Origin of the sequence: Arthrobacter sp. (assembly GCF_030540645.1) — a bacterium.
Classification (GTDB): domain Bacteria; phylum Actinomycetota; class Actinomycetes; order Actinomycetales; family Micrococcaceae; genus Specibacter.
On sequence record NZ_JAUNVV010000004.1, the window covers coordinates 54,445 to 64,939 of the forward strand.

Genomic DNA, 10,495 nt, shown 5'->3' on the forward strand with positions numbered 1-10,495 from the left:
CACCCTCTTGTGGGGGGGGCCGGGGGCCACCCCCCGGGCCACCACCACCGCTTAGCCCTCTAGCCAATTCACTGAAAGCGACATAGCCCTGTGAATATAATTATTGACAACAGCGACCTGTTTCTCACTGGCTTCAAGAACACCGGAATCTTGTTTGTCATTTCCGCGTTTTTCGCACTGATTCTGGGCACTATCGTGGCCGGGATGCGCGTCTCTCCAGCTCCTGCCATGCGTGCTGCGGGAACCCTCTACGTCAACGCCGTCCGCAATACCCCGCTGACGCTGATCCTGGCCTTCTTCGCCTTGGGTTATCCCCGGTTGGGACTGCCTTCGATCAGTTTCATGAATGCCGCCATCGTCGGTCTTTCGCTGTACACGGCAACGTACGTCTGCGAAGCAATCCGCTCCGGTATCAACACCGTCTCCGTCGGACAGTCCGAGGCTGCCCGTGCAATAGGGCTTCCCTTCATCCAAACCCTGTCGCTGATTGTGCTTCCGCAGGCTTTCCGCTCAGTAGTTCCTCCGCTTTTCAGCGTTTTTATCGCACTGCTGAAGAACACCACAGTTGCCGCAGGGTTCTCCGTGCTGGAAGCCGGTGCCATTCGCGCCTACCTCAGCGAACGTGGCGAGCCCCTGTTGCCAGGGCTGCTGTGGGTTGCCTTGATCTTTGTGGTTGTGGTGCTGGGGATCATGACGCCGCTGCAACGTTACCTTGAAAAGAAGTGGAGGGTGGCACGATGAGCTCAGTACTTTTTGACGTCCCCGGGCCCAAGGCCCGCACACGCAACGTTTACCTGAACATAGCCACTTTCATTGTGGTGCTCGGCATCATTGCCTTCATCTTGTTCCGGTTCAACGAATCGGGCCAGTTCACGGCCAAGAAGTGGGAAATCTTCACATTCCCACTCGTCCAGCAAACCTTCTTGGAGGTCATCGGCGCAACGCTGAAGGCCTTTGCTGTTGGCGCCGTCGGCAGCTTGGTGCTGGGCATCGTCCTCGCCTTCGGCCGACTGTCCGATTCCAAGTGGCTGCACATCCCCTGCTACTGGTTCACCGAGTTGTTCCGTGCAGTGCCATTGCTGGTTCTGATGATGATTGTCTACTACGGTCTGCCCTCCGCCGGCGTCAAGGGCATCACTCCCTTCATCGCCGTCGTGGTCGGCTTGATCCTTTACAACGGCTCAGTTCTGGCTGAAGTATTCCGTGCCGGCATTGAGTCCCTCCCCAAGGGACAGCGTGAGGCCGGACTTGCCATTGGGCTCTCCAAGAGCCAGGTGCTGCGCATGATCCTGCTCCCGCAGGCCGTGCGTGCCATGTTGCCGGTCATCATTTCCCAGCTCGTGGTCATTTTGAAGGACACCGCTTTGGGCTTCCTCATCACGTACCACGAAATCCTGTACTACGCCGATTTCCTTGGCTCGCAGGGCGGGTACGGCTCCCCCGTCGTACCGGCGCTGATGGTCGCAGCAGTCATCTATGTGGGCCTGTGCCTGATCCTGTCCGGCATTGCCAAGTACGTGGAATTCAAGATGTCCTCCCGCGTGAAGATCGTCAAGACCAAGGTTGGCCTGGCTGGCTGACCCGCCTGCGGCAACCCAGGCAGCAAGGCCAGGGGCCGTCGTCGTTCTTTGAAGAACGACGGCGGCCCCTGACGTTTAAGCGGCAGTCGCCACGAGGGTGGGGCTAGGCAAGCCAACGGGTCAGTGCCGCCAGGCATTCGCGAATGGCACCGGCATGCACATGCTCGTTGTCGCTGTGGGCCAGCAGTGCGTCGCCTGGGCCGAAATTCACGGCAGGGATACCCAACTCGCTCAGCCGGGCAACATCTGTCCAGCCGTACTTGGGAAGTGGTTCACGCCCCACAGCCGCCACAAAGCTGGCCGCGGCTGGCGCCGTGAGTCCCGGACGTGCCCCGGAGGAGGAATCCGTGCACACCAAATCAAAGCCGGCCAGCAGTTCACGCACATGCGCCTCGGCCTGGGCCGGGGTTTTATCGGGCGCGAACCGGTAATTGATCTCCACCACGCAGGCATCCGGAATCACGTTGCCCGCCGTGCCGCCGTGAATCTTCACCGCGTTCAATGATTCCCGGTAGTCCAGGCCGTCGACGGTGACGGTTGCCGGATCGTAGGCTGCCAGCAGGGCCAGGATCGGTGCAGCCGCGTGAATGGCGTTTTCCCCCATCCAAGCCCGTGCCGAGTGTGCCGCAATCCCCTTTGTTGTTGCTTCAAAGCGAATGGTGCCGTTGCAGCCGCCTTCCACCGTCCCATTGGTTGGTTCAAGCAGGATGCCAAAATCCGCGTTGAGCAGTTCCCGGTTTTCGCGCACCAGACGGCCCAGACCACTTTTGGACGCGGCCACTTCTTCATGGTCGTAGAAGATGATGGTCAGGTCCTTGTTGGGCTCAAGCAGCGTGGCAGCAAGGGCCAGCTGCACTGCCACCCCGCCCTTCATGTCCGTTGCCCCGCGGCCGTACAGCACCTCACCTTCCCAAGTGCTGGGCACGGTTCCTCGCGACTCCGATGCAGTGGGCAGGGGCACCGTGTCCAGGTGACCGGCCAAAATCACTCTTTCGCCCCGGCCCAGCGATGTGCGCGCCACGATGGCATCGCCGTTGCGCACCACGTGAAGGTGTTCCAGCCCGGTCAGTGCCTGCTCCACGGCGTCTGCGAGCGCTCCCTCGTTTCCGGAGACGCTCTCAATGTCCATCAAGTCCGCAGCGAGCATGGCCACGTCCTGGCGGATATTCAGCGGCAGGGAGCCCGTCGACGTCGAAGGTGTCGGTGTTCCCGGTGCTGTGGCTGGTGTTTGCGGGGTTTTTTGGCTGGTCATTCCCACAGTTTAGCGGTGCGGAAAAGAGCGAAAAAACTTTCTTCAAGAAAATCCAATCCGTTTCCCGAGCTGCTCCGAAGTACTCTCTGACAGCCCGAACCGGAGCAGCGCAAGCCGCGACTGGTGGGGAAAAAACGGAATCCTTCCGCTTTCACATTATGGAGACTCATCATGAACACCACCTTGAAGTCCGGAAACCGTAAGCGCATCAGCTTTGGCCTGGGAATCCTGGCCGTCGCAGCCATGGGAATCACTTCCTGCAGCGGAGCAACGACCACCACACCGAGCGCAAGCTCGGAGGCGCCGATGTCTTCCGAAGCTCCCATGGCCACCACTGAGGCCATGGCAGGGGATCTCGTCGGCTCCGGCTGCGCAGCCTACGCCGAAGCAGTTCCGTCAGGAGCGGGTTCAGTTGCCGGCATGGCTGCGGATCCCGTTGCCACCGCTGCTTCGAACAACCCCCTGTTGAAGACTCTCACGGCCGCCATCTCGGGCCAGTTGAACAAGGACGTCAACCTGGTTGACACGCTCAACGGCGGCCAGTTCACCGTCTTCGCACCAGTTGATGACGCCTTCGCCAAGATCCCGGCAGCAACCATCGACGGGTTGAAGACCGACTCGGCAGCTTTGACTTCCATCCTCACGTACCACGTGGTTCCCGGCCAGCTTTCCCCCAGCGAGATTGATGGAACGCACGCAACCGCCGAGGGAAGTGACCTGACAGTCACCGGCAGCGGCGACAACATCATGGTCAATGACGCCAAGGTCATCTGTGGTGGCGTCAAGACCGCCAACGCAACGGTCTACCTGATCGACACCGTGCTGATGCCGCCAGCCAAGAAGTAACCGGAAGCATCAATATTTCGCAACACAGATCGAAGGAAGCCAGCTTGAGAAGGAAGAACGTGGCACTGTAGACACTATGCGTGTACCGTGGTTGCGATCCGTGGAGGCCTTGGCCCCACCATCCCAGGAAGAACTCATCCGCCTCGTCGCCTCAGGCGACGAGGCGGCCTTTGAGATTTTGTACGACGAAGTGGCGCCCAGAGTATTCGGTTTGGTGCGCCGCGTTGTCAGGGACCCCGCCCAGAGTCAGGAAGTAACCCAAGAGGTCTTCCTTGACATCTGGGAGCAGGCATCCCGCTTTGATCCGGACAAAGGCAAGGCCATGTCTTGGATTTTGGTCATTGCGCACCGAAAGGCGGTGGACAAAGTCAGGGCCAGCCAGGCCAGCAGCGACAGGGACCTGCGCCAAGGCATGAAGGAGTTTCAAGAGAGCTACGAGGACGTCGCTGAAACCGTGGAAGGCCAATTCGAGGCCGAACGCGTCCAGCAGGCCTTGAAGTCCTTGACACCGGCCCAGCAGGAGGCCATCAGCTTGGCCTACTACGGCGGCTACACCCATCAAGAGGTCGCGGAGCTTCTCAAGGTTCCAGTGGGTACAGTTAAGACAAGAATCCGTGACGGGATGATAAGGATGCGAGACAGGTTGGGAGTGGCATGATGGACAAGCAATTGCACTTGAACACCGGCTCCTACGCTTTGGACGCTTTGGATAACAGAGAACGTGTCGAATTTGAAAAATTCGCACTCACCGACGAGCAAACGGCGCAAGAAGCCCGCGAACTCACTGAGACAGCGACACTGCTGGCCTACGGAACAGATGAGCAGGCCCCACCGCCGCAGCTCAAAGCCGACGTGATGGCAGCCATTCGCAACAAACGTCAACCTCCGAACCCTTCAGCAGTCCGCGATATTTCCTCGGGTAAAAGACATGGAAGCCATTCCTCGGCTCCCAACACCACCAAGGGGAGTCGCTGGCTTCCAGCGCTAGGCGCCGCTGCTGCGCTGGTGGTTTTCGCCGGTGCCGCCGGTTGGGTTGTCGGCCAGAATTCGACCGACACCGACTTGCAAAAAAGGCTTGTGGCCCTTGAATCCAATCAGGCCTCGGCTGCGGCACAACAGGAAGCCATGTTGGGGATAGTCAGTGCCTCCGACGCCAAGATTGCCACCACCGAAATGTCCGACGGCGCATCAGTAACAGTCGCCTCCTCCACCACGGCCAACAGGGCCGCCATCATGGTCAAGGGCATGCCGGAGTTGCCTGCGGACAAAACCTATGAACTCTGGTTCATCTCCGCAGAAGGCGCTGTTCCGGCAGGGGTCATGCCGAATCCTGGATCTCCCACTCCAGGCATGCAGGTCCTCGACGGGAAACTGAACGGTGCCACGCATGTCGGTATCACCATTGAACCGGCTGGCGGTTCGCCAGCGCCCACTACCAAGCCACTTATGGTCCAAGCGCTCTAAAGCAAAAAGAATTCTCGGAGCGGAGCCCCTGTCCAAGCAATCCGACAGGGGCTCCGCTCCGAAGTACTTTAAGAGCACCCCTACCGGACTGCCAACCCGGTAGCCAAGCAATAATTCTAAGGATCAACCAATGCGTAATCTGAACAAGGCACCACGTCAACATTCCTTGCATGAACTCTGGCCAGGGGCACTGGCCGGCGTCGTTGCGGCTGGAATCTTGTTTGCCTCAGCCCAATTGGTCTCGGTCTTTTTTGGCCCTGCGTCAGCCCCGCTGACATCCGTTGGCTCCGCGTTCATTGATTTCACCCCGGCGTGGCTGAAAGACTTCGCCATCGCCACGTTTGGCACGAATGACAAAATGGTGCTGCTGATCTCCATGGGAGTTGTAGCAACCCTGCTATCCGCGGTAGCCGGGATCGTGGCCCGAAGGCACTTCAGGGCTGGTGCCGCACTGGTGGTTGTCTTTGCCCTTGTCATGGGCGCAGCCATCATCACCCGCTCCGGCGCCGGTATTGCAGACCTCTTTCCTTTGCTGGTCGGCACCATCGCAGGCCTTCTGAGCCTCCGGTTCTTAACGCCGGAACCGGAAATAGCACGTGGCGAAACGCAGGCACAGCCACTTCAGGCTGGGCAGCAGCCTCCCACTGCGGATTCCACCAGTCGTCGCAGTTTCCTGCTACGGACCGCAGCCCTGGCTGGAGTGGCGGTTGTGGCCGGCGTGGCAGGGAGTGCCCTTTCCACCACCCGCAACGCCGTCCGGCAGGTGCGTGACGCCCTCAAGCTCCCGTCCGCCAAGATCAAGGCTGCGGCATTGCCCACTGGAGTCCAGGCGCCAGTGGAGGGAGTCACCCCCTTCGTGACCCCCAACAACGACTTTTACCGCATCGACACTGCTCTGGTGGTCCCGGAAATCGACCCGGCCAAGTGGGAACTGCGCGTCCACGGAATGGTCGAGGAAGAAATTACGCTGGGTTTCGATGAACTTTTGGCAGCTGATCTCATCGAGTCGTATGTGACATTGACCTGTGTTTCGAATGTGGTCGGCGGAAACCTCGCCGGCAACGCCAAATGGCTTGGCTACCCCATTCGGGAACTGCTGGCCCGGGCAAAGCCCAAGGCGGGCGCCGACATGGTGCTGTCCACAAGTATCGACGGCTTCAGCGCATCAACGCCCCTTCCCATTCTTCAGGATGACCGTGACGCCATGCTGGCAGTGGGCATGAACGGCGAGCCGCTGCCCCTGCAACACGGATTCCCCGTCCGCATGGTGGTGCCGGGCCTCTACGGCTTCGTCTCGGCCACCAAGTGGGTTGTCGACCTGGAAGTCACAACCTTCGCGGAGAATGCAGGGTATTGGACATCACGCGGCTGGTCCTCGCACGGTCCCATCAAAACTGCATCGCGTGTGGAGGTTCCCCGAGCGCTGGCACGCATCCCCGCAGGGAAAGTCTCCATCGGCGGCAGTGCATGGGCGCAGACCAAAGGTATTTCAAAGGTTGAAATCCAGCTGGACGACGGACCCTGGCTGGCTGCGACGCTGGCCGCCGAGGCATCGGTGGACACCTGGCGCCAGTGGTCATATGTCTGGGAGAATGCCCCGGCCGGAAACCACAAGGTACGCGTCCGCGCCTACGATGCCGCCAACGAACTGCAGACCGAGGACCAAGCACCTCCGGCACCCGATGGCTCCAGCGGCTGGCACTCCATCAGCTTCACAGTGGTCTGAGCAGGGCTGCTGACATTCCCGCTCCCCCGGTGCCGATAAACTTATCCAATGACCCAACCAGTTACATCCACAGAGCGTTCCGCCCACGGCTTCGGCCTTGCCACCATCACCAGCTCCGGCATCGTCCTTGATGTGTGGTTCCCCAGCCCGGCCCTGGGCACCATCACAGGCGCATTGGGAAAGGCTCCAGAAGCAGACGCAGCTCTCACCGCGCTGGCAGCAGCAGGCACCGATGCGGACAGGGACGTGAGCGTGCAGGTGGTGTTCGCCCAGATCGACCTGGATGCTGCCCCTGAGGATGCCGTGGACGCATACCTGCGCCTCCACCTGCTCTCCCACCGCCTCGCAGCCCCCAACACCCTCAACCTCGACGGTGTTTTTGGCAAGCTCAACAATGTCGTGTGGACCAACTTTGGCCCGGCCGCCGTCGACGGTTTCGAACTCACCCGCACCAAGCTGCGCCGCCGCGGCCCAGTCACGGTATACGGCGTCGACAAGTTCCCACGCATGGTGGACTACGTGGTCCCGTCAGGCGTCCGCATTGGCGACGCCGACCGTGTCCGGCTGGGCGCCCACCTGGCCGAGGGCACCACGATCATGCACGAAGGCTTCGTGAACTTCAACGCCGGCACGCTGGGCACCTCCATGGTTGAAGGCCGCATTTCCGCCGGCGTGGTGGTGGGCGATGGCAGCGACGTGGGTGGCGGTGCCTCCATCATGGGCACACTGTCCGGTGGCGGCCGTGAGCGGGTGGCTGTGGGCGAGCGCGTCCTACTGGGTGCCAACTCCGGCGTGGGCATCAGTATCGGCGACGACTCCGTGGTGGAGGCCGGCCTGTATGTCACCGCCGGAACCCGGGTGCGCCTTTACGGCTCCAAGAACGACGACGGCACGCTCACCAGCGCTGTGGTCAAGGCCAGCGAACTTTCGGGCCTTCCGAACTTGTTGTTCCGCCGTAACTCAAGCACCGGTGAAGTCGAGGCCCTGCCGCGCAAGGGTGTCACTGTGGCGCTCAATGAGATCCTGCATGCGAACTAACAACGCATCTGCTGAACGTTCCGTGCCATGAGTCGGCGGAGCCGTCGCATTGCCACGTTGCTGACTGTCACCGTAGTCTGTCTCGGCCTGCTCATTGGCGGCGGTGCGTGGCTTGTTGGCACGCTCCGGGACACCTTGGCTCCGGGGCTGTCCACGGGCTGCACCGCGACTGTCGGAGATGCGAGCTACAAACTTGCCCTTGATCAAAGCCAAAACGCGTCCCTGATCACCACTCTCGCTGTGCAGAGGGGCATGCCTGCGCGCGCAGCTTCCATTGCCTTGGCTACGGCATTGCAGGAATCAAAGCTGCGCAACATTGACTATGGGGATTTGGATTCGATTGGCCTGTTCCAGCAGCGCCCGTCCCAGGGCTGGGGCAGTGTGGATGAAATCATGGACCCGGCATTTTCAGCAAACGCATTCTACGATGCCTTGGCTCAAGTGCCAGGTTATGTTGACATGCCCGTCAATGACGCAGCCCAGATTGTCCAGCGCTCCGGGTACCCGCACGCCTACGGCAAGCACGAGGCGTTGTCCCGCGCCTTTGCTTCAGCCATGGCGGGGCAAACTCCTGCAAGTCTCAATTGCACGTTGCCAACCGCAACCTCCGGCAGCAATCCACAAGATGTGATTTCAGCGGCACAAGCAGCTGTGGGGCTTTTCGATGCCACTACGACGGTCAATGAAGCGGGCACACTGGTGCACGTTCCGGTTTCCCCGACCCATGGCTGGATCGTGGCCAACTGGGCGCTGGCGAACGCACACCAATTCGGCATCGTCGAAATCAGCCACGCCGGCCAAACGTGGAACAGGAGCGCCAACACCGACGGCCGCAACGTGGGCTGGCAGGCTGGTGGTTCGGCAACTCCGGAACTAGTAGCCATCCAGCTGGCCCCGGCAATTCAAAGCTAGACCAGCAGTTCCACCACGGGCCGGACAAAACTGCAAAAGGACGCCTGGTCATCAAGCAGGTGGGAACTCATGATGAGGCGGTTCGGTTCAATGAACCACGCCCGTTGTTCTGCGAGTGGAACTTCTACGATGGTGAGGGTGAAATCCCTGGCACAGCGTCCAAGTTCCATCTCCCTGTTTTGTACAAGGTCCGCCAAAATTTTGTGCTCACCCAGGGTTTCACGCTGCTGTGCAAGCACCGAATACAGGTGCGTCTGCTCTCTGGACCAGGTCAGCGCCGCCCCATAGTGAGCTTGGGCCACCCGCTGGAGGGCGGGCATCCCAGCCAGTTCGGGGAAGTTTGGGGGCGTGAGGGTTTCCTGCGAACCGGGTACCTGTTGCAGCAGCCTGCCCCACCAGAATTCCCACTGATCCCGCAAGGCGTCGGTTCCACCGACACTGGAGATCAGCATGGTGTGGTCTGAGGCGGTGACCGTAGGCGCCACATCTGACAGGGCAGGGGTGCCCGCGCCCACCAGACCAGCCACGTCACGCAGATAAAGGGCTATAAGCATGGGTCCGCACGTATCCATGGTGATACGCCATCCGGGGCCACCTGTGTGATGCATTCTCTTTCGCCTCCAGCCGCTGCATTATTGGTGCAGCAATCCCACCTTCAAGATTACTCTGAAGCGAGGAACTCGGCACTGACCAAATATGGGGCTATTTTGCCAGGAGCGTGTGCAGGTGCCTGCGAAGAGTGGCCCGGCCCTGTTCGGGAGTCGACCAGGCTGGTTGCAGGACCATGCGCAGGCTCAAACCGTCCAAGAGGCCAATAAGTCTTTCGGCCTCATCCACCGGGACCAAATTGGCGGAAGCGAGAGGGCTTTCCAGCAATTGCATGACCACGCGGCCAACGACGGCGCCCGTGGCCCGGTAGTCGTCCCTGGCGACGTCGGAAAGCCCGGTATTGGTACGAGCGTCCAGCATGAATTCCATGTGCACCACGGCGTCGGCCCGCCGGCTTTCATCCAAGGGCAGCAATTCCTCCAGGACAGCGGCGCAATTCTCCACAATCTCCGCGGCCGCAGCGGGCAAGGTATTTTCTTCCAGCTCAACGAGCTTGTCAAGGGCCCGGACGTGGATGCGTTCAGAGTTGACCCGGCAGGCAAACTCCATCAGTTCGCCCTGGTTGTCGAAATAGTGCCGTACCGAACCCAAAGCCAGATTGGCGGCCTTGGCTACGTTGCGCAGCGATGCCTGCCCCATTCCCCGTTCCGAAATAACGCGGAACACGGCGTCCGCAACGAGTTCACGGCGGTCATCGGCATCAATAATTTTAGGCACATATCTTTTTTAGCACACTTGTTTCAAGTCTGCTCAATGACTCGCCTACTTGCTGATTGCTGCGTCCTTCTTCTTGTCCACGTACAAAAGCACCAGGAGGACCACCATGACAACAACGGCGGCGATGAAGTACGGCAGGAATACTGTTTTGCCCACCAGCAGCAGGATGCCCAGCACCACAACGACAATGGGGAACGCCATGGAGAAGGTGTGCAGCAGCAATTTCAACATTTTAGCTTTCAACTTTCAAGAAGGGGATTTTCATGAGAAAGGCGGCGGGGGGGGTACAAAAGGCAACCAACCCCCCCCCCAAAAACAGTGGCCCCCCCCCCCCTGGGCCCCCACCCCACG

At 60.3% G+C, this 10,495-nt stretch carries 12 protein-coding genes; 8 read left to right on the plus strand and 4 right to left on the minus strand.

The annotated features are described in order from the left end of the window. Positions 1–90 precede the first annotated feature (90 nt). Together Q4P21_RS01740 and Q4P21_RS01745 are read left to right on the plus strand one after the other, a co-directional pair. Entirely contained in the window at positions 91–741 is a 651-nt protein-coding gene (locus Q4P21_RS01740; RefSeq protein ID WP_303387143.1) for an amino acid ABC transporter permease, read from the plus strand. Continuing rightward, entirely contained in the window at positions 738–1,580 is an 843-nt protein-coding gene (locus Q4P21_RS01745) for an amino acid ABC transporter permease (RefSeq protein ID WP_303387144.1), read from the plus strand. Before Q4P21_RS01740 ends, Q4P21_RS01745 begins: the two co-directional genes overlap by 4 nt. A 103-nt stretch (positions 1,581–1,683) precedes the next feature. Here Q4P21_RS01745 and dapE read toward each other — a convergent pair whose 3' ends face one another. Beyond that, the gene (gene dapE, locus Q4P21_RS01750) at positions 1,684–2,832 is read right to left on the minus strand and encodes a succinyl-diaminopimelate desuccinylase (protein ID WP_303387145.1); all 1,149 of its coding nucleotides are present in this window, start codon (positions 2,830–2,832) and stop codon (positions 1,684–1,686) included. Between the two features lie 171 nt (positions 2,833–3,003). Here dapE and Q4P21_RS01755 point away from each other — a divergent pair, with 171 nt between their 5' ends. From Q4P21_RS01755 to Q4P21_RS01780, 6 genes are all read left to right on the plus strand, one after another. After that, positions 3,004–3,678 carry a fasciclin domain-containing protein gene (locus tag Q4P21_RS01755; RefSeq protein ID WP_303387146.1) on the plus strand — a complete coding sequence of 225 codons (675 nt, stop codon included), beginning with the start codon at positions 3,004–3,006 and terminating at the stop codon, positions 3,676–3,678. 76 nt (positions 3,679–3,754) lie between these two features. Further along, on the plus strand, positions 3,755–4,336 hold the full coding sequence (gene sigK, locus Q4P21_RS01760; RefSeq protein WP_303387147.1) for an ECF RNA polymerase sigma factor SigK: 582 nt from the start codon (positions 3,755–3,757) through the stop codon (positions 4,334–4,336). Continuing rightward, positions 4,333–5,142, plus strand: coding sequence for an anti-sigma factor (locus Q4P21_RS01765; protein ID WP_303387148.1), 810 nt, complete (start codon positions 4,333–4,335; stop codon positions 5,140–5,142). Before sigK ends, Q4P21_RS01765 begins: the two co-directional genes overlap by 4 nt. A 130-nt stretch (positions 5,143–5,272) precedes the next feature. Beyond that, positions 5,273–6,868 carry a molybdopterin-dependent oxidoreductase gene (locus Q4P21_RS01770; RefSeq protein WP_303387149.1) on the plus strand — a complete coding sequence of 532 codons (1,596 nt, stop codon included), beginning with the start codon at positions 5,273–5,275 and terminating at the stop codon, positions 6,866–6,868. 48 nt (positions 6,869–6,916) lie between these two features. Beyond that, complete coding sequence (dapD, locus tag Q4P21_RS01775) at positions 6,917–7,906, plus strand: 2,3,4,5-tetrahydropyridine-2,6-dicarboxylate N-succinyltransferase (protein WP_303387150.1); 990 nt, start codon at positions 6,917–6,919, stop codon at positions 7,904–7,906. A 27-nt stretch (positions 7,907–7,933) separates the two neighbouring features. Further along, on the plus strand, positions 7,934–8,818 hold the full coding sequence (locus tag Q4P21_RS01780; RefSeq protein WP_303387151.1) for a hypothetical protein: 885 nt from the start codon (positions 7,934–7,936) through the stop codon (positions 8,816–8,818). Here Q4P21_RS01780 and Q4P21_RS01785 read toward each other — a convergent pair. The 3 genes from Q4P21_RS01785 to Q4P21_RS01795 form a co-directional block, all read right to left on the minus strand. Continuing rightward, entirely contained in the window at positions 8,815–9,372 is a 558-nt protein-coding gene (locus Q4P21_RS01785; protein WP_369598839.1) for a hypothetical protein, read from the minus strand. The two genes, Q4P21_RS01780 and Q4P21_RS01785, sit on opposite strands and share 4 nt — an antisense overlap. Before the next feature lie 148 nt (positions 9,373–9,520). Next, positions 9,521–10,144: a TetR/AcrR family transcriptional regulator gene (locus Q4P21_RS01790; protein ID WP_303387153.1), complete on the minus strand. Its 624-nt coding sequence runs from the start codon at positions 10,142–10,144 to the stop codon at positions 9,521–9,523. A gap of 45 nt (positions 10,145–10,189) precedes the next feature. Next, complete coding sequence (locus Q4P21_RS01795; RefSeq protein WP_303387154.1) at positions 10,190–10,375, minus strand: hypothetical protein; 186 nt, start codon at positions 10,373–10,375, stop codon at positions 10,190–10,192. Positions 10,376–10,495: the final 120 nt, after the last annotated feature.

Bases quoted from the DNA above. Each gene is read 5' to 3' on its own strand.
- Q4P21_RS01745 (WP_303387144.1), top strand. From the start codon at position 738: ATGAGCTCAGTACTTTTTGACGTCCCCGGGCCCAAGGCCCGCACACGC.
- dapE (WP_303387145.1), bottom strand. From the start codon at position 2,832: ATGACCAGCCAAAAAACCCCGCAAACACCAGCCACAGCACCGGGAACA.
- Q4P21_RS01755 (WP_303387146.1), top strand. From the start codon at position 3,004: ATGAACACCACCTTGAAGTCCGGAAACCGTAAGCGCATCAGCTTTGGC.
- sigK (WP_303387147.1), top strand. From the start codon at position 3,755: ATGCGTGTACCGTGGTTGCGATCCGTGGAGGCCTTGGCCCCACCATCC.
- Q4P21_RS01765 (WP_303387148.1), top strand. From the start codon at position 4,333: ATGATGGACAAGCAATTGCACTTGAACACCGGCTCCTACGCTTTGGAC.
- Q4P21_RS01770 (WP_303387149.1), top strand. From the start codon at position 5,273: ATGCGTAATCTGAACAAGGCACCACGTCAACATTCCTTGCATGAACTC.
- dapD (WP_303387150.1), top strand. From the start codon at position 6,917: ATGACCCAACCAGTTACATCCACAGAGCGTTCCGCCCACGGCTTCGGC.
- Q4P21_RS01780 (WP_303387151.1), top strand. From the start codon at position 7,934: ATGAGTCGGCGGAGCCGTCGCATTGCCACGTTGCTGACTGTCACCGTA.
- Q4P21_RS01785 (WP_369598839.1), bottom strand. From the start codon at position 9,372: ATGCTTATAGCCCTTTATCTGCGTGACGTGGCTGGTCTGGTGGGCGCG.
- Q4P21_RS01795 (WP_303387154.1), bottom strand. From the start codon at position 10,375: ATGTTGAAATTGCTGCTGCACACCTTCTCCATGGCGTTCCCCATTGTC.